This window comes from Cytobacillus sp. FSL M8-0252 (assembly GCF_038007345.1).
GTDB classification, from domain to species: Bacteria; Bacillota; Bacilli; order Bacillales; family Cytobacillaceae; genus Cytobacillus; species Cytobacillus kochii.
The window spans coordinates 206,959-228,913 of record NZ_JBBOWZ010000001.1 but is presented as its reverse complement, the minus strand read 5'-3'; the positions used below and the strand labels follow the sequence as shown (position 1 = coordinate 228,913).

The 21,955-nt window shown below is 40.2% G+C and carries 15 protein-coding genes, 8 tRNA genes and 3 rRNA genes; 3 read left to right on the top strand and 23 right to left on the bottom strand.

The window, feature by feature from the left end:
- Window positions 1–198 precede the first annotated feature (198 nt).
- Window positions 199–642, top strand: coding sequence for a hypothetical protein (locus MKX83_RS01230; protein WP_191813962.1), 444 nt, complete (start codon window positions 199–201; stop codon window positions 640–642).
- 396 nt (window positions 643–1,038) lie between these two features.
- On the opposite strand, the gene MKX83_RS01225 is transcribed toward MKX83_RS01230, so the two are convergent.
- From MKX83_RS01225 to sigW, 9 genes are all read right to left on the bottom strand, one after another.
- Complete coding sequence (locus tag MKX83_RS01225; RefSeq protein WP_191813964.1) at window positions 1,039–1,305, bottom strand: DUF7662 domain-containing protein; 267 nt, start codon at window positions 1,303–1,305, stop codon at window positions 1,039–1,041.
- A 117-nt stretch (window positions 1,306–1,422) separates the two neighbouring features.
- Window positions 1,423–2,529 (bottom strand): hypothetical protein, encoded by a 1,107-nt coding sequence (locus MKX83_RS01220; protein ID WP_341053643.1) that lies wholly within the window; start codon window positions 2,527–2,529, stop codon window positions 1,423–1,425.
- A 578-nt stretch (window positions 2,530–3,107) separates the two neighbouring features.
- A complete protein-coding gene (locus tag MKX83_RS01215; RefSeq protein WP_191813968.1) occupies window positions 3,108–3,974 on the bottom strand; it encodes a bacteriochlorophyll 4-vinyl reductase in 867 nt (288 codons plus the stop codon).
- Window positions 3,975–4,875: 901 nt separating this feature from the next.
- Window positions 4,876–6,675 carry a glutamine--fructose-6-phosphate transaminase (isomerizing) gene (gene glmS, locus MKX83_RS01210; RefSeq protein ID WP_341049380.1) on the bottom strand — a complete coding sequence of 600 codons (1,800 nt, stop codon included), beginning with the start codon at window positions 6,673–6,675 and terminating at the stop codon, window positions 4,876–4,878.
- 487 nt (window positions 6,676–7,162) lie between these two features.
- Window positions 7,163–8,509, bottom strand: coding sequence for a phosphoglucosamine mutase (glmM, locus tag MKX83_RS01205; protein ID WP_341053638.1), 1,347 nt, complete (start codon window positions 8,507–8,509; stop codon window positions 7,163–7,165).
- Between the two features lie 36 nt (window positions 8,510–8,545).
- On the bottom strand, window positions 8,546–9,874 hold the full coding sequence (locus MKX83_RS01200; protein WP_341049377.1) for a CdaR family protein: 1,329 nt from the start codon (window positions 9,872–9,874) through the stop codon (window positions 8,546–8,548).
- Window positions 9,867–10,709 carry a diadenylate cyclase CdaA gene (gene cdaA / locus MKX83_RS01195; RefSeq protein ID WP_095371070.1) on the bottom strand — a complete coding sequence of 281 codons (843 nt, stop codon included), beginning with the start codon at window positions 10,707–10,709 and terminating at the stop codon, window positions 9,867–9,869. The genes MKX83_RS01200 and cdaA overlap by 8 nt, the downstream gene beginning before the upstream one ends.
- 244 nt (window positions 10,710–10,953) lie before the next feature.
- Window positions 10,954–11,583 (bottom strand): anti-sigma factor family protein, encoded by a 630-nt coding sequence (locus MKX83_RS01190; RefSeq protein ID WP_095371071.1) that lies wholly within the window; start codon window positions 11,581–11,583, stop codon window positions 10,954–10,956.
- 13 nt (window positions 11,584–11,596) lie between these two features.
- The gene (gene sigW, locus MKX83_RS01185; RefSeq protein WP_095371072.1) at window positions 11,597–12,160 is read right to left on the bottom strand and encodes an RNA polymerase sigma factor SigW; all 564 of its coding nucleotides are present in this window, start codon (window positions 12,158–12,160) and stop codon (window positions 11,597–11,599) included.
- 321 nt (window positions 12,161–12,481) lie between these two features.
- On the opposite strand from sigW, the gene MKX83_RS01180 reads away from it, so the two are divergent.
- Window positions 12,482–12,646, top strand: coding sequence for an aspartyl-phosphate phosphatase Spo0E family protein (locus MKX83_RS01180; protein ID WP_095371073.1), 165 nt, complete (start codon window positions 12,482–12,484; stop codon window positions 12,644–12,646).
- 24 nt (window positions 12,647–12,670) lie between these two features.
- Here MKX83_RS01180 and rocF read toward each other — a convergent pair whose 3' ends face one another.
- From rocF to MKX83_RS01115, 13 genes are all read right to left on the bottom strand, one after another.
- Window positions 12,671–13,567 (bottom strand): arginase, encoded by an 897-nt coding sequence (gene rocF, locus MKX83_RS01175; RefSeq protein ID WP_095371074.1) that lies wholly within the window; start codon window positions 13,565–13,567, stop codon window positions 12,671–12,673.
- Window positions 13,568–13,946: 379 nt separating this feature from the next.
- Window positions 13,947–14,019 (bottom strand) — tRNA-Lys (locus tag MKX83_RS01170).
- A gap of 5 nt (window positions 14,020–14,024) precedes the next feature.
- Window positions 14,025–14,099: transfer RNA gene (locus MKX83_RS01165), tRNA-Gln, on the bottom strand.
- A gap of 79 nt (window positions 14,100–14,178) precedes the next feature.
- A tRNA-Tyr gene (locus tag MKX83_RS01160) sits at window positions 14,179–14,262 on the bottom strand.
- 18 nt (window positions 14,263–14,280) lie between these two features.
- Window positions 14,281–14,356: transfer RNA gene (locus MKX83_RS01155), tRNA-Thr, on the bottom strand.
- A 20-nt stretch (window positions 14,357–14,376) separates the two neighbouring features.
- Window positions 14,377–14,452 (bottom strand) — tRNA-Val (locus tag MKX83_RS01150).
- A gap of 4 nt (window positions 14,453–14,456) precedes the next feature.
- A tRNA-Glu gene (locus tag MKX83_RS01145) sits at window positions 14,457–14,531 on the bottom strand.
- A 24-nt stretch (window positions 14,532–14,555) separates the two neighbouring features.
- Window positions 14,556–14,628: transfer RNA gene (locus tag MKX83_RS01140), tRNA-Thr, on the bottom strand.
- Window positions 14,629–14,659: 31 nt separating this feature from the next.
- Window positions 14,660–14,734 (bottom strand) — tRNA-Asn (locus tag MKX83_RS01135).
- 19 nt (window positions 14,735–14,753) lie between these two features.
- Window positions 14,754–14,870 (bottom strand): 5S ribosomal RNA (gene rrf / locus MKX83_RS01130).
- A gap of 189 nt (window positions 14,871–15,059) precedes the next feature.
- A 23S ribosomal RNA gene (locus MKX83_RS01125) occupies window positions 15,060–17,992 on the bottom strand.
- A 326-nt stretch (window positions 17,993–18,318) separates the two neighbouring features.
- A 16S ribosomal RNA gene (locus tag MKX83_RS01120) occupies window positions 18,319–19,867 on the bottom strand.
- Together the 16S, 23S and 5S rRNA genes with 8 tRNA genes alongside form the textbook arrangement of a ribosomal RNA operon.
- Before the next feature lie 253 nt (window positions 19,868–20,120).
- A complete protein-coding gene (locus MKX83_RS01115) occupies window positions 20,121–20,360 on the bottom strand; it encodes a hypothetical protein (RefSeq protein ID WP_095371075.1) in 240 nt (79 codons plus the stop codon).
- Window positions 20,361–20,498: 138 nt separating this feature from the next.
- Here MKX83_RS01115 and pdaB point away from each other — a divergent pair, with 138 nt between their 5' ends.
- Window positions 20,499–21,251: a polysaccharide deacetylase family sporulation protein PdaB gene (pdaB, locus tag MKX83_RS01110; RefSeq protein ID WP_095371076.1), complete on the top strand. Its 753-nt coding sequence runs from the start codon at window positions 20,499–20,501 to the stop codon at window positions 21,249–21,251.
- 19 nt (window positions 21,252–21,270) lie between these two features.
- On the opposite strand, the gene MKX83_RS01105 is transcribed toward pdaB, so the two are convergent.
- Window positions 21,271–21,912, bottom strand: a complete 642-nt coding sequence (locus MKX83_RS01105; protein ID WP_095371077.1) for a KinB-signaling pathway activation protein — start codon at window positions 21,910–21,912, stop codon at window positions 21,271–21,273.
- Window positions 21,913–21,955: the final 43 nt, after the last annotated feature.

Below are 21,955 nucleotides of genomic sequence, written 5' to 3'. Positions count from 1 at the left end.
GAAAATAAAAAAGCCCGTATTCCCCCTTAACTGGAATACGAGCCATTTAATATATTGAATTTTATTTTAAACGAAGTTTTTTCAATCATAGTTTTCCCTGCTTTTCATTTTATTAAATTGTATTATAAATAAGATTAATGCGATAATCAAGGTAAGTATTTGGATAAACTTTACATTACTAAGAAAAAAGGTGAAAATATGTATTCATTTACTGAAGTATGCAAGAAACTAGGGTTAGATAGTCAAACAGTACAAAACATGTGTGAAAAAGGAATGTTCCAGGATGCTTATCAAACTGAAAATGGTGATTGGCTGATTCCGGAATATAATTTCATCACCACAAAAAAACAGGATGAAAAAGCGGAGAAATTCCTAATGCATATTGATAGAAAAAATTATGGAGGAAGGGATGAAACTGTTATACCTTTTATTCATGCAAAAATAGTGGCTGATTATTATAAGGTTACATTAGAAAAAGTGATAAGTTGGATTAAACAAGGGTACCTTTCTGGAAAGCAAATGGAAGGAGAATACTTAGTACCAAAAGAGGAGTTTGATTACCTTAAATCTAAAAGAGAATCAGATGCAACAGAGGAAGAAATTAAAAAACTACTTGGTTCGGACTATATTGAGGATTGGTAAGTAGAAATTGAGGATTAAATAAATTGTTAGTCCAGAGGAAGTTCAATTCATCCTATTTTCCATTATTACTAAGTAAGCCACCCAGAGCTAAATACTGATTGGCTTTGCGATGCTACAGCATACTCAACACTTTTCAGAGGATAAAAAAGTGTTAACACTTCCTAAAATAAACATTGATATAACAAAGGTTCATAGAAAGTAAATGTTATCATTGCCTAATTAATTTTACTTTTAAATAATTGTTGAGTGTTAACACATTTTTCTTAGAAAAATATGAATTGCCATTTCTCTATTTAGTTTGTTTCCTCACTATATAGAATAGAACCTTTTAAATCTTACTATCCCCTTGAAACAAGGGTTGGAGAATATTGAAGAACCGGTTAATTCTGTAATTTTTTATTTAGCCATATATTGGAACTCTATCTTTTCACCTTTTAAATCCACTTTCTTTTTCTCCCAACCATAATCAAGCCAAGAAGCACACTGTCTATATTTTTCCGTACGTGAATTTGACCACCATGTTGGATTCTTTCTAGCAGTTGGTGGTAAATCCCTTTTTAATATATGTTCAATCTCCCTAAAAGTGAATGTTGTCTGTGTAACACCTTTTTCCACCAGCATGTTTAAGTGTTGACTAAGAGGGTAATAGTCGGATTTACTCATTGCGATCCCTTCCTTCAACTTTATTGAATGTATGGTAACACAAAAATTCAATATACGTAAGTAATGAAAGAGTTGTGAGTTGTTTGTTGTGTTCAAAGATAAATGAGTGTTTTATCATCATTTGAAAAGAGACTTCCTTTGACTTAAATATTTGTTCCACTCATCAAATATTTCTTTTTTTCTATCGAGGAAAACAGTACCCCTATCATAAAGACAATACAAGATATTAAATGCCTTATTATTACCTCCGAATCTTTGGCGAAAGGCATTTCCTTCATTATCGAATTTATTTGGATTAACATCTAACCATTTACATAAACTTGTTAGGAATTCTTCCGTACCAGTAAATGAAACATATACTTGAGGATTGTATGTATTTCTATCAAACTTCTTGATGTTACCATCTCCATCTAAATATCCCCTTATAAAATCATTTACAAATTCTTTTGGTAGAATGGTTTCGTCTGGAAAGGAAAGATTAAGAGACTTTCTAGGTGTACAGCCATTTTTAATTAAATTTTGCACAAACTTTTTATTATGAATAGCAATTCTCTTTGCCATATACTTTTTTCCTTTTAACTTTACTAATTTATCATCAATTTTGGCATCTGTATCAATAAATCTTTTAAACTTCTCAAGATGGTTGACATCTTCGGCTTTTAACCCAAGTTCTAGTACATATCTTCCATTCTCAAATGTTACAGATCCATCTGCATATAAAAACCCAAGCCAATATGCCTTTTCTCCCGTATCTATGGTTTTAAAAATATCTTCATTTACCTTATACTTTCTAGCTTCTTCAATTGTATCAATCCCCATTTTTTTAAATTCATGTGCCAAGATTGCTCCATCCAGCTTTACCTCTTTTTTTATTTCCTGTATACTTTTACCTTCGTTGTATAATTCCTTCGCCTGCTTGATTTTTCTTGATGTTTCTTCAGAGCCATTTGATGGCTTGGTAGCATTTACTTGTATTCCTTGATCTTTTAAATGCAGAGAAAACCCCTGTCTACTAAATCCATACTTCTTAGCTAATTCCCGAATACTTTTTCCTTCAAGAAACTCAGGGACTGCTTTTTCATACTTTTCATACTTATCATAACCGGAATTTCCTGTTTTAGCTTCTATACCATACCCTTCTTTTTTTAGATAACTAGCGAGCACTTTTCTGTTTATCTTCAAATGTCTCTCAATTGCCCTCAAAGAAAAACCAGCTAAAAACATCCCCTCCCCAATTAATAATTTCTTTGTTGTTTCATCCAATAACTCATTAAGATTCTTCCTCATCTTATTTACTCCCTCCATTACTTTCCTAAAAAAGTACAACTTGGAATGATTACTAAAATTGCAATGAAACCCTGTTATCAAATTGGACAATTCAAATAATTTTTATACCTATATACTGAATAGAATTTTTATCCTATGGCAATACTAATAATTTTGACTATAGGAAATGGCAAGAGTTTTATTGACTAAGATTTGAGGGAAAGCACTGGAAAGAATACTGATTCAATAGCGTGAGGAAACCAACTGAAAAAGAACTGGAGTCAGACTGAACCCTTACTGGACAAAGGATTGGAGGAATAAAGAATTTAAAAGGCGACTGGATATGGATTGAATTTGATTGAAAAGTGGGATTGGGTTACGATTGGATACACACAGAATATCGCATAAAAAAACCGAAGGACTGCCGGGAAAAATACCGGAAAAAACCTTCGGATTGGGAACATAATTTTATTTAGAGACCGATTATTATATCTGAGGAACCGAAACTTTTTATTGGGATACTTAGATAGTTGATGTTATTCGTGTTGATCTTTATCTTGATCGTTATCTTTATCTGAATGGTCTATAATCTGCTCATCTATCTCTTCAAATTCTATGTCAATGATGTCTGGCATTTCTCTCTTGATTTCATCCATGTCCTTTTGAAATTCTTTTGTTGAGTAGTTTAAAGAATCATACATTGTATTTCTTAAACGGTTTCCCATTTTAGTCATAGATGAATAAGTTAGACCACCAGAAACTACTCCTCCAATAACAGGAATTACTTTAGAAACCCCTTTTGCAAATGTATCTTTTGTCATCTTAACTCCAATAAGAGCTGCAATTTTCTTAACAATAGGATAGTAGAATGTTTTAGTTAATGCCTTTTGAGGTAGCCTTTTTAATGCCTGTTGTGCCATTTTGGAAGAAATCACTTTTAAGGTCGAAGCAGCACCCCCTACACCAAACATAACACCAAGGAATAGAATTAATTCACTTCTCACTCGCTCCAAGTCTAGTTCATCATCATCCCAAAAGTCCCTGTATCCAAACATATAAGCTAGTTCTTGTGATAAACGTAAAGCTACTCCGAAAAACTGAAGAGTGTCAGCAGGAATTGTGGCAGCCATAGCCCACCCACCAGGTAGACCAGCCGCAAACGATGTACCAGAACTTTGTAACGTTCTTTTATTTACGAGGGATTTTGCCATTCTGTTAATTTTGTCAGCAGCGATTCCTACTTCTTGTGGTCCTTTATCAATCAAGATAGGGATCATATCCGAGCTTAATTTATCACCGAATGTTTTTACCAAAAATTCTTTTCTATTTACTTTAACACCTGGCATCTTTAATGCGTTTGCTATAATCAATTCGACATTTGTAGACTCTCCATTATTAGCCATGCTATTAACCCTCTCTCATATTAGCGACGTTTTAATATTTATGGTATTCGTTTCATAATTCAAAGATTCAGAACTTGTATAACTAGACAACGCCTTTTTAGTCATTTGTTCTGGAGTTTTTCTTTCATACTCTGCAATTTTATCACGAAGGCTGACAAGACAAAACAGGAAAGAACCTTCGGATTAGAAACATAATTTTTAGAAACGTTATTTTTCTTTTGGCACAGGAAAAGTGGAATTTTTTTTCAGAAACTTAGGTGATAAAAATGAACTCTTTCTTTTCTCTCCTTTTTCTTCTTTCTACTATATTCCCCTGTCTTTTTGTCCTTCCCCGCCCCTCCTCTCCCTCTCACTCCCCTCAAATCCTTGCGGCTCTAAGTCCCATCCCTCTTTCCTCTTCTCTCCCCCACTCTTTCTTCTGCTTTATTGTTCTTCCCCAAAACCCCCATTTTCGCCCTCTTTTTTCCGTTCTGGGTCGTATCGAATATTCAGACAATGTTAAAAAGTTCTTCCATAATGGAGGGAAGAATCAAGAGAAAAGATTGAAAAAACACGTTGAGAAATACACGAAAAAGAACTGAAACCCTACGGGTTTATGCAGTGAGGAAAACAACATATTAGAAGAGAGAAAAGAATGAGCAAGGATGATTGAACCCCTACTGGACAAGGGATTGAGGAGATATTGGACAAAACAAAAAGACTGGACCACTATTGGATCCAGCCTGAAATATAATTGATTTTACGATTGAAAAATGATTGAGTACATATTGTTCGCCTGCTCTTTTTTCCTCACTCTTCCTTCCGCTCTAGATACCAACTATTTAACAGTAGCTACCGACTTTTTAGCATGGAGAAGAAGAATAAGACAGCTACATAAATTCTAAAATCCAACAAAATCCCCTTATTCAACAGTAACCGACTTAGCCAAGTTCCTTGGTTTATCTACATCACAGTCACGGTGCAGAGCAGCGTAATAAGAAATCAACTGCAATGGAATAACCGAAACAAGTGGTGAGAGCATTTCGTGTACTTCTGGTAGGACGAATGTGTCACCGTCTTGGTCTAGGCCTTTCATTGAGATGATGCATGGGTTAGCTCCACGTGCGACGACTTCTTTAACGTTGCCGCGGATGCTTAGGTTAACGCCTTCTTGTGTTGCCAGGGCGATGATTGGTGTACCGTCTTCAATCAGAGCAATTGTACCATGTTTGAGTTCTCCTCCAGCAAAACCTTCTGCTTGGATATAAGAGATTTCTTTTAGTTTTAATGCGCCTTCAAGTCCTACGTAGTAGTCAATACTTCGACCGATGAAGAAGGCATTTCTTGTTGTTGATAGGAAGCTACGTGAGATGTCTTCGAAAGTTTCTTTTGAATCACATAGTGTTTCCATCGCATTTGCAACAATACCTAATTCTTGTACAAGGTTAAATTCTAATTCACGTCCTTTAGCAATCGCTGTGACCTCTGCTAAGATTGCTAATACCGCTACTTGGGCAGTGTATGCCTTTGTAGAAGCGACAGCAATTTCTGGTCCAGCATGTAACAAGAGCGTGTAGTCTGCTTCACGGGATAAGGTTGAGCCAGGGACATTTGTAATCGTTAATGCTGGGTGTCCCATTTCTTTCACACTAACTAATACTGCACGGCTATCAGCTGTTTCACCACTTTGTGAAATAAAGATGAATAACGGTTTTTCTGATAGCAACGGTGTGTTATAAACAAATTCACTTGAGATATGCACTTCAACAGGGACTTTCGCTACTTTTTCAATATATTGCTTACCGACTAATCCAGCATGGTAAGACGTACCGGCAGCGATAATGTAGATACGATCCGCACTATTCATTGCATCCAGAATCTCTCCATCAATCGCTAGCTCTCCTTGGTCATTCTGATATTTCTGAATGATCTTACGAAGAACAAGTGGTTGCTCATCGATTTCTTTTAGCATGTAGTGAGGGTATGTTCCTTTTTCAATATCGCTTGCATCAAGTTCTGCTGTATAAGGTGAACGTTCAATTGTTTCCCCTTTAAGGTTTTTAATTGTTACACCATCTTTTGTCACCATTACCATTTCTTTATCCATGAGTTCTACATATTGATCTGTGATTTGAATCATTGCCATCGCATCAGAAGCCACGACATTGAATGCTTCTCCTAAACCAACTAATAATGGACTTTTGTTCTTCGCGACATAGATTGTACTCTTGTCTTCATTATCTACAAGCGCAAGAGCGTAAGAGCCTTTAAGCTGTTGCAAAGTTTTGCGAAAAGCTTCTTCAGTGCTAAGCTCTTTAGCAAATTGATCAATCATTTGTACGATAACTTCGGTGTCTGTTTCACTTTTCAGCTCCACACCTTGTAAGAATTCACGTTTCATCTGTTCATAGTTTTCAATCACACCGTTATGAACAAGTGTGTAACGACCTGAATTACTTTGATGAGGGTGTGCATTTTCTTGACTTGGTACACCATGTGTTGCCCAACGTGTATGACCGATTCCTGTATACGCTAAAACCTTTTCGTCTACAATCGCACGAAGGTCAGCAATTCTGCCTTTTTCTTTAAAAACTTGCACGCCAGCTTCATTGACTACCGCAATACCTGCAGAATCATAGCCTCTATATTCTAGCTTTTCTAAGCCTTTTAATAAAATTTCCTTTGAATCTTGGTTACCAATATATCCAACAATACCGCACATACTTCTTCCTCCTAATGTAGAAGGGGCAAGAAGCCTTTAAGGGCGTACTTGCCCCTTATCTCCGTATTATTTCAATGTGAAAGCAAGGCATGACATAGATGCCTTTACGTTCTATATTTATGGCATTCATCTCTCTTTGTCCATTAGGTTACCCTAATGATTTAAAGACATGATTACGGTTGTGCTTTTCAACCGGGAGGTACCCGCCGATGCTTCGATAAACCTCCTCCTCGTCAACTAACCTTCCATATCCGTTCAAAGATTAGCCCGGGCGCTTTAATTATGAAATTTTGCTTCTAAACCACCTTTCTTTTTTTATATACAAAAACATGATAAGCATAACCGATACGCTTATGAAAGTCAACGAATAACCATCAATTAATAGGTATTTTTTACTATAAGCGGAAGTTCTCCATGCTTTTTTCATACATAAATAAAATATGCATAAGAAAACAGAAGCGTTCCCTTATGCATCATTATTACACGCTTATTTCAGACCCATTTCTTCTTCTACAACAGCAGCAATACGGTTTACATATGCTTCACAAGCCTCTTCTGTAGCTGCTTCTGCCATGACGCGAACAAGCGGTTCAGTTCCTGAAGGACGGACAAGAATACGTCCATCACCATTCATTTCTTTTTCAACTTCACTAATAACAGCTTTAACCTTTTCATTATCTGTTACATGGTGTTTATCCGTTACTTTAATATTAACGAGCTTTTGTGGGAACTTTTGCATTTCTTTCGCAAGCTCTGAAAGTGATTTGTTTGTCACCTTCATAATGTTCACTAGTTGTAAACCAGAAAGGAGCCCGTCACCTGTCGTGATATGATCAAGGAAGATAATATGGCCAGATTGTTCGCCACCTAAACTATAACCACTCTTCTTCATTTCCTCTACAACATAGCGGTCACCGACTGCCGTTTGCACACTTTTCATCTCATTTGCTTCTAATCCCTTATAGAAACCAAGGTTGCTCATTACTGTAGAAACAACGGTATCCTCTTTAAGTCTACCTTGTTCTTTCAAGTACTTCGCACAAATGAACATGATTTGGTCACCATTTACCACTTGCCCTTTTTCATCGATAGCTATCAACCGATCGCCATCACCATCAAAGGCAAGCCCTACATCCGCTCCTCTTTCTTTCACAAAAGCAGCTAAGGCTTCTGGATGTGTAGAGCCCACTTCCTCATTAATATTTAACCCATTGGGTGAAGCACCCATCATCGATAAATCGGCATCCAAGTCAGCAAATAAATGATTTGCTAAGAATGAAGTCGCTCCATGTGCACAATCTAAAGCGATATGAATGCCAGAAAAATCATCATCAACAGATTGCTTTAAGTATTGCAGATATTTCTGTCCGCCTTCGAAGTAATCATTCACTTGTCCAAGATCACCACCAACTGGTCGTGGAAGGGAATCATTCTCCTTGTCCATTAGTTCTTCGATTTCATTTTCCTGTGCATCTGAAAGCTTGAAGCCATCTGGACCAAAAAACTTAATTCCATTATCCGCAACAGGATTATGGGAAGCAGATATCATTACGCCCGCCTCTGCATCTAATGCTTTCGTTAAATAGGCAACACCTGGAGTAGAAATAACGCCGAGTCGCATCACTTCTGCGCCGATAGAAAGAAGGCCTGCTACCAGTGCATTCTCAAGCATATGTCCTGAGATTCTTGTATCTCTCCCAATTAAAACTTTTGGGCGTTCTTGATCTTTTGTTAATACATATCCACCAAATCTACCTAGTTTAAAGGCTAACTCTGGCGTTAACTCACTATTTGCCACTCCGCGAACGCCATCCGTACCAAAATATTTTCCCATTATTAATCGCTCCTTCACTTTCCTCTGCTGTTCCATCTATTCTTTTTCTGTAATATTGATTGTTGCCGTCTCACTCTCAAGTTGGGACTCAACACCAAGAGGTGCGTCTAATTGAATATTCACCTCATGTTCTCCAGGATCAAGGCCAGATACATCTATAGATAGGATAAAATCACCTTTACTTAAACTATTCATATCCTTTTCATTACCAGAAACCTTCAAGCTTGTCTCACCTTCATCAGGGCTTTGAAATGTCACATCATATTGGTCGTCTAATCCTGTGATTGTTATCGGCATGCCTGAATAGGTTCGATTCACTGTTTGTTCATTTGCGGCTTGTTCCTGCTCTTGTTCTTGTACTTGTGATTCTTCTTCCTCACTGCTGCTATCTTCTGGTGCTTCTTGTTCCTTAACAGTCACATTGGCATTAACCGTCACTTCTTTAGGATCAACACTAGTAATTCCGTCTGAGATGATCACAGGTAATTTTATTTCCTGATCTTTATCGAGTTTGCTTAAATCGACCTCTACCCTAACCGTTTTTACATCATTTAGAACATTTTCTGGAGCAAAAATGGTTGCTTCTGTTTGGCTGAGTTTAAGAGAGTCTAACTCAACTCCCGAAGGAAGGCTCCCGGTTTCAACAATATCGATGGGCACCGTCTTACTTAAACGCTTCACATCGACCGAAACCTCCACCTCACCTGGATTTACATCTACATCTAATTTATTCATATTACGATCGAGCACATTAATCGCGGCTGTTTCTGTAAATGATTCCGTTATAGAACCTTTTGTATTAACAGTTGCTTTGACATAAGCAATCGATTCAATCACATTTTTGGCACCTGTTATTTTGACTGTACTAGGTTCAGCAAGTGCTGCTTCGGCCTTGTAACCTTCTTCAAGTAAACTATTGTTAAATTCTGCTTCCACATTGAACTCTTCAGTTACTTTTTCATCAATTGTTACATCTACAGTAGAAGGGTCAATTATATATTCAAGCTTATCGGATAGATCTTTAATCCCTACCTCTACTTCTTGTCGACCAATTTCTGCATCTGATAAGTCCACAAACACTTCAAAGTTCCGCTGTGCCTTCGCATTTTCCAAATGGCTCCTTGGGCCATCTAAAGTAACAGCCACTGTTTCTGGAAGTCCGGAAACGACAAGATTATCTGTATCATAGTAAGCTGTGAGCGGAACATTTTCAATGACAGCTGAGCCATCATCTCCAGGTACATTGATACTTCTATTATCGTTATTCGTATCATAAACCGAATCAAACAGGAGCAGAGCAATTAATAAAGCCACTACCTTCATAAACCATCTGGTATCAATGAGCTTATCAATATATTTATCCATTTTTCTTTCCCCTCCAGTTCCAAAGAGTGGAAGAAGATTGTTTTGATTTAGCTGAGTGAATAAGCTTCTCATTTAATAGTTCTTTGAGCTGATCGAGTTTCAAATCGCGTGTAAGTTCACCATTTTTCGCTACAGATATTCCACCTGTCTCTTCAGACACAATAATGGTGATACTATCTGTTACTTCACTAATTCCCATCGCTGCTCTATGTCTAGTACCTAACTCTTTAGAGATAAAAGGACTTTCTGATAAAGGCAAGTAACATGCAGCAGCTGCAATTTGACTTTTCTGTATAATAACGGCGCCATCATGTAATGGTGTATTGGGAATAAAGATATTAATAAGTAATTCTGATGATATTTTGGAATGCAATGGAATACCAGTTTCAATATAGTCACCCATACCAGTTTCACGTTCAATCGAAATTAGCGCACCAATTCTCCGCTTAGCCATGTAATCAACAGACTTTACAATTGCAGTAACTAATTGATCTTGATCCATCTCTTCTTGGTTACCACTTCTAACGAAGAATTTACCCCTACCAAGCTGCTCTAGTGCACGACGCAACTCTGGTTGGAAGATAATAATAATGGCTAGTACCCCCCATAAGAGAACTTGTTCCATCATCCATCCTAAAGTTTGCAAATGAAGGATATCACTTAAAACCTTTACAATCAGAATAATAAATATCCCTTTGACTAATTGGACGGCTTTCGTCCCTTTAACAATCATAATTAATTTATATATAACGAACCAGACAAGGAGAATGTCTACTGTATTCGCTAAAAGCCTTAATAAAGGTAAATCTGTGAAAGATAAATCTAAAAGCGACATTTTCCTTCCTCCAAGTATTTATTTCCACCATTAAAATAGTCGTTTAACCTACTTATTATACCATATTTCTAATGAAATCCAATTTTCTAGTTATGTATACAATCGTGAACGTTATTAAAATATATCCTACATTTTTATTACTACATATGCAAAGATTAAGCGATTTATTAACAAATAATTACATATTTACACTTCTTTGAACAAAGGAAAAAGCCACCGCATTATAGCAGTGACCTATATTCTCTTACTCTTTTTCATCCTCTTGTGTAACAGTCGAGATTAAACTTTTACTTGTATTTTTAATGTGATACCATAACCATTCAAAAAGCTGGTCTACTTCTTTTATTTCTCCTGTGACGTTACCAGCCGAGGCTAAATATTGCTCACCATTAATGACCGTTGCATCCCCTTCGACTTCACCATTTATTTGCAAGTTTCCATTCTTAACAACAACATCTCCCTTGACCACTTCTCCTTCTGGGACAATGACCGTATCGTTCTCAATCACTAGATTAGATTGCTTGGAAACAGACAATGCACTTTCTTGATTCCAGGCAGATAGAACACTTCCAGACATTAAGATAAGAAAGAGTGATGCTGCAGCAAGCATTGGGTGCTTCCTGAGCCACCTTTGTGCACCTACTTTTTTCTTTTCTTTAGGCAGTCTCGCCATCACATTCTCAGTAAAACCTGCAGGCGCTTGGAAATGTGACGTACTCTGGACAAAGGCAATCGCTCGCTTTAGTTCATGAAAATGCATGCGGCATTCTTCACATTGCTCTATATGTGTTTTGAGTAATTGTTTATGCTCATCTGTTATTTCTTCATCTAAATATTCATGCATATATTCAATAATTTCTTCATTACATTTCACTGAAATCACCTTCTTATACGTAGCGTAATTGCTTTCTTAAAGCTTCTCTTCCCCTATGAATCCTCGTTTTCACAGTGCCTAATGGTAGATCTAAGGTCTCACTGATTTCATTCAAGGATAGTTCTTCAATGTACTTAAGCACGATGACCGATCGATATTTTTCCGGTAGCTTCGAAATTTCCATTTGTATGGTTTCCTGCAACTCCATTTTTTCTACATCTTCTTCAGGTAGTTTCGTACTCGCGGGAATTTGTGAGTACATATTTAAACCGTCTGTTCCTGCTACTTCCGCGTCCAAATAATAGTCGGGCTTTTTCTTCCTGATCCGGTCAATACATAGGTTTGTTGCAATGCGATATAACCATGTTGAGAACTTTAAGTTCGTATTGAAGCTTTGTATATTTACATATGCTCGTAAGAAAGCTTCTTGTGCAATATCTTCAGACTCATGTTGATTACCCAACATTCGATAACAGATATGATATACTCTGTCTTTGTATATTTCTACTATTTCAGCGTAAGCATCTTGATCTCCTTTTAATACTTGTTTAATTCTTTTCTTCACCAACAATTCCATCTATTTACCCCCGCTCTATGCGGCTTATCGATAATCATTTACGAATCGATAGCAAAAAGGTTTCACATATTTTTTATTAGGTTCCTTTTCCTCCATAAGTACTTTGGTTATATAAGAGTTATCACATAATATTTTAACAAATTTTAACTAAAGTAGTTTAATTAATTTTCATACTGGGTATAAAGGATTTAAAACCAGTGTGTTGACGAAGGAAAAAAGACCTTCCCTTCAATATTTTTGCTCCAACGAACAAGAGACCATACATTTAAAAATTGTCTACGTGCTGGAATAAAATTTTCAAATGGAAAGGACAATGATCTCATGTATACGGAGGAACTATTAAAAGATATTGAAATACACAGAGCTAAAATGGTTGAACTTGCTTCTATTTCTTCATTTTCAAACCACCAAGTTCTTAAAGCGAGCATTGAATTGGACAACCTAATTAATAGATACTATACATTAACATTAAAAAAAGAAGCTTGAGCATCGACTCAAGCTTCTTTCACTTTATAGTAATTTTTCACCGAATAGCGAGCCCATTAAGGCCACCGCTGCATCAGCTGTTTTATTTCTTTCATCTAATATTGGATTAACCTCAACAAATTCGGCCGAAGTAATCATTTGGGATTCTGCCAGTATTTCCATAGCAAGGTGGCTCTCTCGATAACTTATCCCCCCCATAACTGGTGTACCCACACCAGGTGCATCAGATGGATCAAGACCATCTAAATCTAACGAAAGGTGAACACCATCTGTTCGGTCTTGTAAATAACTAATCGTCTCTTCCATTACCCTCGGCATCCCTAAGCGATCAATTTCATGCATCGTAAAGACTTTTATTCCCTTGGCTTTAATCAAATCCCTTTCGCCTTGGTCTAAAGACCTTGCTCCTATAATCACAACATTTTCAGGCTTCAACTTCTTATGGACTCCTCCTACCTCTAATAACAATGGATGCCCATATCCTAGAGCGACTGCTAAGGACATCCCATGAATATTACCGGATGGCGAAGTTTCTGCTGTATTTAAGTCCCCGTGTGCATCGTACCAAATCACACCTAAGTTATGATAATGCTGTAATAAACCAGCTAACGTACCAATAGCGATACTATGATCCCCTCCTAAAACAAGAGGAAATGCTCCTTTTTTTACTACCCCATTAACTTGATCTGCTAAGATTTTAGTCTTTTCTGCAATTAAGTCCAAGTTTCTTAAACCTGTTTCCTTATCTATTTGTTCAGTCGACCTACCTATTTCAATATCACCTAAATCATCAACTTGGTGATTAAGTTCTTGTAATCTATTTTCAATGCCCGCATATCGGATGGCACTTGGCCCCATGTCTACCCCTCTTCGTAATTGTCCCAAGTCCATCGGCATACCAATAATTGAAATGTTTTTCATTTAGTTGCTCCCCCTACTAAAGAATGAATTCTCTCTCTATTGTAAACGGTTACATTCTAATGGTTCAACTGTGCAAAATTTTGTATATCTATACAAAAAAAGGGCATTTATTATTGCTCTGGGTCAATTACTGTGGGCAGGATAGCAGAACACAAACGGAAAATGATATATTTCTAAACACAGATTGAATTACAAATCACCAAAAATAGATGCGCTTCCTCTGCTTACTTAGTTAAGTCAGCTTAAAGGATTGTACAAAGAAAGGCCCTGTGATATCTCATACAAGAAGTATGTGGGTAATTTCCTTATGTTTAATCTCATGGGAAAAATACAAGATAACAAATAAAAATCCTTAAACATAAAATGTTTAAGGATTAAGTGAGCCATGAAGGACTCGAACCTTCGACCCTCTGATTAAAAGTCAGATGCTCTACCAACTGAGCTAATGGCTCGAAAATGGCTGGGCTAGCAGGGATCGAACCTGCGAATGACGGAATCAAAATCCGTTGCCTTACCGCTTGGCTATAGCCCATCGTATGTAAAAAAACAAAATAAAAAGGACTAATTATATTATGTCCGCTTTTTGGATTTTCATTCAAATAAAATTGAAATGGTGGAGGGGGGCAGATTCGAACTGCCGAACCCGAAGGAGCGGATTTACAGTCCGCCGCGTTTAGCCACTTCGCTACCCCTCCGACATAAATATATTAAAATGGTGCCGGCCAGAGGACTTGAACCCCCAACCTACTGATTACAAGTCAGTTGCTCTACCAATTGAGCTAGGCCGGCCCATCTATAGTAAATTGAAATGGTGGAGGATGACGGGATCGAACCGCCGACCCTCTGCTTGTAAGGCAGATGCTCTCCCAGCTGAGCTAATCCTCCAAAATGGTGACCCCTACGGGATTCGAACCCGTGTTACCGCCGTGAAAGGGCGGTGTCTTAACCGCTTGACCAAGGGGCCAAAAATATTTAAAGTTCTTACCAGAGCTTCCAACCGGGCTCGAACCGGTGACCTCTTCCTTACCATGGAAGTGCTCTACCTGCTGAGCTATGGAAGCATCAGCTAAATATCTTTGATTTTGTTTAAAATGGCTCCGCAGGTAGGATTCGAACCTACGACCGTTCGGTTAACAGCCGAATGCTCTACCACTGAGCTACTGCGGAATAATATGTTAATATGTATGCCCGGCAACGTCCTACTCTCACAAGGGGACAGCCCCTAACTACCATCGGCGCTGAGAAGCTTAACTTCCGTGTTCGGTATGGGAACGGGTGTGACCTTCTCGCTATCGCCACCGGACTTTTTAAAGACATTTATTATTATAACGTCTTTTATGAAAATTTCAAGAGAAATTTTAAATCATTCTCTGAAAACTAGGTAATGTTGAAGAAGATTGTTTTGAGTAATCGCCTATGCGTTGCTGACGCGACTACTTACGTAGTGCTGTCTAGCTGCGGCGCCTGAACAAGGCGCTTTCGCTTTTCGTTTTTGGTTAAGTCCTCGATCGATTAGTATTAGTCAGCTACATGTGTCGCCACACTTCCACCTCTAACCTATCAACCTGATCATCTTTCAGGGATCTTACTAGCTTGCGCTATGGGAAATCTCATCTCGAGGGGGGCTTCATGCTTAGATGCTTTCAGCACTTATCCCTTCCGCACATAGCTACCCAGCGATGCCTTTGGCAAGACAACTGGTACACCAGCGGTGCGTCCATCCCGGTCCTCTCGTACTAAGGACAGCTCCTCTCAAATTTCCTGCGCCCACGACGGATAGGGACCGAACTGTCTCACGACGTTCTGAACCCAGCTCGCGTACCGCTTTAATGGGCGAACAGCCCAACCCTTGGGACCGACTACAGCCCCAGGATGCGATGAGCCGACATCGAGGTGCCAAACCTCCCCGTCGATGTGGACTCTTGGGGGAGATAAGCCTGTTATCCCCGGGGTAGCTTTTATCCGTTGAGCGATGGCCCTTCCATGCGGAACCACCGGATCACTAAGCCCGACTTTCGTCCCTGCTCGACTTGTAGGTCTCGCAGTCAAGCTCCCTTGTGCCTTTACACTCTACGAATGATTTCCAACCATTCTGAGGGAACCTTTGGGCGCCTCCGTTACTCTTTAGGAGGCGACCGCCCCAGTCAAACTGCCCACCTGACACTGTCTCCCATCCCGATAAGGGATGTGGGTTAGAATTTCAATACAGCCAGGGTAGTATCCCACCGACGCCTCCACCGAAGCTAGCGCTCCGGCTTCTAAGGCTCCTACCTATCCTGTACAAGCTGTACCAAAATTCAATATCAGGCTACAGTAAAGCTCCACGGGGTCTTTCCGTCCTGTCGCGGGTAACCTGCATCTTCACAGGTACTATAATTTCACCGAGTCTCTCGTTGAGACAGTGCCCAGATCGTTACGCCTTTCGTGCGGGTCGGAACTTACCCGACAAGGAATTTCGCTACCTTAGGACCGTTATAGTTACGGCCGCCGTTTACTGGGGCTTCGATTCAAAGCTTCGCGTGAGCTAACCTCTCCTCTTAACCTTCCAGCACCGGGCAGGCGTCAGCCCCTATACTTCGCCTTGCGGCTTCGCAGAGACCTGTGTTTTTGCTAAACAGTCGCCTGGGCCTATTCACTGCGGCTCATCAAGGCTTTAACACCCTAATGAGCACCCCTTCTCCCGAAGTTACGGGGTCATTTTGCCGAGTTCCTTAACGAGAGTTCTCTCGCTCACCTTAGGATTCTCTCCTCGCCTACCTGTGTCGGTTTGCGGTACGGGCACCTTATTCCTCGCTAGAGGCTTTTCTTGGCAGTGTGGAATCAAGAACTTCGGTACTAAATTTCCCTCGCTATCACAGCTCAAGGTATATGACCATGGGATTTGCCTCATGGTCCCTCTAACTGCTTAGACGCACATCCAATAGTGCGCTTACCCTATCCTCCTGCGTCCCCCCATCACTCAAACAGAATACGGTGGTACAGGAATATCAACCTGTTGTCCATCGCCTACGCTTTTCAGCCTCGGCTTAGGTCCCGACTAACCCTGAGCGGACGAGCCTTCCTCAGGAAACCTTAGGCATTCGGTGGATGGGATTCTCACCCATCTTTCGCTACTCATACCGGCATTCTCACTTCTAAGCGCTCCACCAGTCCTTACGGTCTAGCTTCAACGCCCTTAGAACGCTCTCCTACCACTGAACATCAACGATGTTCAATCCACAGCTTCGGTGATACGTTTAGCCCCGGTACATTTTCGGCGCGGAGTCACTCGACCAGTGAGCTATTACGCACTCTTTAAATGGTGGCTGCTTCTAAGCCAACATCCTGGTTGTCTAAGCAACTCCACATCCTTTTCCACTTAACGTATACTTTGGGACCTTAGCTGGTGGTCTGGGCTGTTTCCCTCTTGACTACGGATCTTATCACTCGCAGTCTGACTCCCATGGATAAATCTTTGGCATTCGGAGTTTGTCTGAATTCGGTAACCCGATGAGGGCCCCTAGTCCAAACAGTGCTCTACCTCCAAGATTCTTACGCATGAGGCTAGCCCTAAAGCTATTTCGGAGAGAACCAGCTATCTCCAAGTTCGATTGGAATTTCTCCGCTACCCACACCTCATCCCCGCACTTTTCAACGTACGTGGGTTCGGGCCTCCATCCAGTGTTACCTGGACTTCACCCTGGACATGGGTAGATCACCTGGTTTCGGGTCTACGACCACATACTCATTCGCCCTATTCAGACTCGCTTTCGCTACGGCTCCGTCTGTCCAACTTAACCTCGCATGTAATCGTAACTCGCCGGTTCATTCTACAAAAGGCACGCTATCACCCATTAACGGGCTCTAACTACTTGTAGGCACACGGTTTCAGGATCTCTTTCACTCCCCTTCCGGGGTGCTTTTCACCTTTCCCTCACGGTACTGGTTCACTATCGGTCACTAGGGAGTATTTAGCCTTGGGAGATGGTCCTCCCTGCTTCCGACGGGATTTCTCGTGTCCCGCCGTACTCAGGATCCACTCTGGAGGGAACGAAGTTTCAACTACAGGGCTTTTACCTCCTATGGCGGGCCTTTCCAGACCTCTTCGTCTATCTCGTTCCTTTGTAACTCCGTATAGAATGTCCTACAACCCCAAGAGGCAAGCCTCTTGGTTTGGGCTAATCCCGTTTCGCTCGCCGCTACTCAGGGAATCGCGTTTGCTTTCTCTTCCTCCGGGTACTTAGATGTTTCAGTTCCCCGGGTCTGCCTTCCATACCCTATGTATTCAGGTATGGATCCTATCCCATAACGGATAGGGGGTTTCCCCATTCGGAAATCTCCGGATCAAAGCTTACTTACAGCTCCCCGAAGCATATCGGTGTTAGTCCCGTCCTTCATCGGCTCCTAGTGCCAAGGCATTCACCGTGCGCCCTTATTAACTTAACCATTGTTCGGCTTGCGATAAGCTACGCATTTCGGCGTCAGCTCACTCGTCAACATCCTCATGTGCACAAGACGCACACTCCGGTGTTTCCTCGCTCGCTTCCTTGAACTGCTTGCTTCTCACAACCCTCTCGGTTGTGTTTATTAAAAAAAGTTTAGTATTTTAAATCAATCTATAATATATAGAGAGAAAAATAACTAAGGTGGCGATTACTCGGTAATCTTCTTCATTACATTATCTAGTTTTCAAAGAACGATTGAAATGAGAGATTATACTCTCAAAACTGAACGAACAGTCTAACATCAAGTTAATTCCGTATATTCCTTAGAAAGGAGGTGATCCAGCCGCACCTTCCGATACGGCTACCTTGTTACGACTTCACCCCAATCATCTGTCCCACCTTAGGCGGCTGGCTCCAAAAGGTTACCCCACCGACTTCGGGTGTTACAAACTCTCGTGGTGTGACGGGCGGTGTGTACAAGGCCCGGGAACGTATTCACCGCGGCATGCTGATCCGCGATTACTAGCGATTCCGGCTTCATGTAGGCGAGTTGCAGCCTACAATCCGAACTGAGAATGGTTTTATGGGATTGGCTAAACCTCGCGGTCTTGCAGCCCTTTGTACCATCCATTGTAGCACGTGTGTAGCCCAGGTCATAAGGGGCATGATGATTTGACGTCATCCCCACCTTCCTCCGGTTTGTCACCGGCAGTCACCTTAGAGTGCCCAACTAAATGCTGGCAACTAAGATCAAGGGTTGCGCTCGTTGCGGGACTTAACCCAACATCTCACGACACGAGCTGACGACAACCATGCACCACCTGTCACTCTGTCCCCCGAAGGGGAAAGTCCTATCTCTAGGATTGTCAGAGGATGTCAAGACCTGGTAAGGTTCTTCGCGTTGCTTCGAATTAAACCACATGCTCCACCGCTTGTGCGGGCCCCCGTCAATTCCTTTGAGTTTCAACCTTGCGGTCGTACTCCCCAGGCGGAGTGCTTAATGCGTTTGCTGCAGCACTAAAGGGCGGAAACCCTCTAACACTTAGCACTCATCGTTTACGGCGTGGACTACCAGGGTATCTAATCCTGTTTGCTCCCCACGCTTTCGCGCCTCAGCGTCAGTTACAGACCAGAAAGTCGCCTTCGCCACTGGTGTTCCTCCAAATCTCTACGCATTTCACCGCTACACTTGGAATTCCACTTTCCTCTTCTGCACTCAAGTTCCCCAGTTTCCAATGACCCTCCACGGTTGAGCCGTGGGCTTTCACATCAGACTTAAGGAACCGCCTGCGCGCGCTTTACGCCCAATAATTCCGGACAACGCTTGCCACCTACGTATTACCGCGGCTGCTGGCACGTAGTTAGCCGTGGCTTTCTGGTTAGGTACCGTCAAGGTACCGGCAGTTACTCCGATACTTGTTCTTCCCTAACAACAGAGTTTTACGATCCGAAAACCTTCATCACTCACGCGGCGTTGCTCCGTCAGACTTTCGTCCATTGCGGAAGATTCCCTACTGCTGCCTCCCGTAGGAGTCTGGGCCGTGTCTCAGTCCCAGTGTGGCCGATCACCCTCTCAGGTCGGCTACGCATCGTCGCCTTGGTGAGCCGTTACCTCACCAACTAGCTAATGCGCCGCGGGCCCATCTGTAAGTGATAGCAGAACCATCTTTCAATCTAATTATATGTATAAATAGATATTATCCGGTATTAGCCCCGGTTTCCCGGAGTTATCCCAGTCTTACAGGCAGGTTGCCCACGTGTTACTCACCCGTCCGCCGCTAATCTTTGGGAGCAAGCTCCCTCAGATTCGCTCGACTTGCATGTATTAGGCACGCCGCCAGCGTTCGTCCTGAGCCAGGATCAAACTCTCCAATAAAGTGTTTGATTAGCTCATTTGCACCTATGGTGCTTTGTTGCTGATAAATCAGCTTTTTTTAGAATTACGCTTGACGTTTTACGTTCGTTCAGTTTTCAAAGAACAATCTCGTTCGCTTCAGAAGCGACTTTATTAATTTAACATTTAAGCTCGTTTTTGTCAACAACTTTTTTGTTTTTTTATTAAAAACTTTTTTAATAGTTGATGTCACTAACGACTGCTTTAATATAATAACACCATATCTTTTAAAACGTCAATGACTTTTTTTTATTTTTTTATTCTTTTTTTCATTTAATTTATAATGAGCATATTCATCTGCTGGAACAACCCTTTTGAATAAGCTTAAAAGTATCTCATACTTCTCTTTCATTGCAACTTTAACAACATCTGCAATTCGCTCATCTTCTAAATCGAACAATATTTCATCCATCTCTCTCTTTAATAAGTATTCAATTTCTTGTTGCTCTTTTCCATTTAGTAATAACCCGATCAACGATTGTTCCACCCTCTCTTTGACAAGCTATCACTATATTACCCATCCCCACTCATTTTATAATGATAAATTCATCATGTTTTTAATTTTTTTGCATAGATATAGGACAAGGATGTATTTGGGACGAGGTGAATAAGAATGAAATTCTTTTATGTATTTCATGCAAAGAGATTAAAACAAATGACTTTAATTTTGGTAGCTGCATTTTTTACAGCAATGTTTATGTTTATGGAAACAACGATTCATTTACCTGTTTTTTCTACAAAAGACGCACCGAAGGCATTATATAAAGGGGAGAAAGGAGTAGCTCTCACTTTTAATATTGGTTGGGGAGATGAAAAGGCGGAGCCTATTTTAGATTTATTAAAGAAAGAAAAAGTCACTTCTGCTACATTTTTCTTATCAGGTTCATGGGCTGAGAGCCACCCTGATATTGTCGAACGTATTGCTAAATCTGGATATGAAATCGGTATACTGGGTTATAATTACGAAGACTATACAGAGCTAGAAGAAGATAAAATCAGACAAGATTTAGCTAGAGCACAAACCGCGTTTGCTAAGTTAAATATTAAGGATATTAAATATGTTAGACCACCTACTGGTCACTTTGACAAAAAGACCTTAGCAGCAGCAAAACAATTAGGCTATACAGTTGTGCATTGGAGTTTAGATTCTAAAGACTGGACAAATCCAGGTACAGATAAAATTATTCAAAAAGTACTCGAAGCTGAAAATGGAGAAATCGTATTGATGCATGCATCTGATTCAGTGAAACAAACATCCAAAGCATTGCCTTCTATCATAAATGGGTTCAAAAAGGAACAGCTTGAGTTAGTTACTATTTCAGAAATGATGGCCAATGCCAATGCAACGGCAGAAGAAATTAATTAAACAACAAAAAGTCGCCTGTTTAAACAGACGACTTTTTTGCTTCCAATCTTTCTCTTTGACGGGCAGATTCTGCATTATATTTTGGTAACACGAGTAATTGATAAGCATTACAAATGATTAAAGGTAGAACCATTAACCATAACCAACTTTCTTCGTTTACTCTTAATACCGGCACCCATTCAATCGTTGTCACGACCACCATAAAAAACAACGCTGGTACAAAAGCATGTTTATTCGTAGTGGATACTTTCAAGGCCGCAATTACTACACCGGCTATTAAAACAAAACCTGCAAGTCCTAAATAAGGAAGAATACTATCTCCTGCATCCGCAAAAGCTTTATAACGGAAGTACACTAAATCAAATAGCACAAATAAAACCAACACAATTTGCACAGCATTCCATAATTGATGAGACTTAAAAATACCCAACCCAAAACGATGCACTGTTAAATATGCGAAAAATCCCATTTGACTAATAATACTAAAAATTAAACCGACACCGAATAACCAAAAAAGAACAGATAGTATTTCCAACGCATCAAAATTGGTAAATAAATGAGAAAATTCATCCCAACGCACGACAAAACCAATAACCCCTGTTGCAACGCCACCGACAAGTAATGTGGTTATAAAAAATTTGATCCAAGCACGGCTAGTCAATTCCTTTTCCCCCATAACGTTATTATCACTTAATGATTGTACC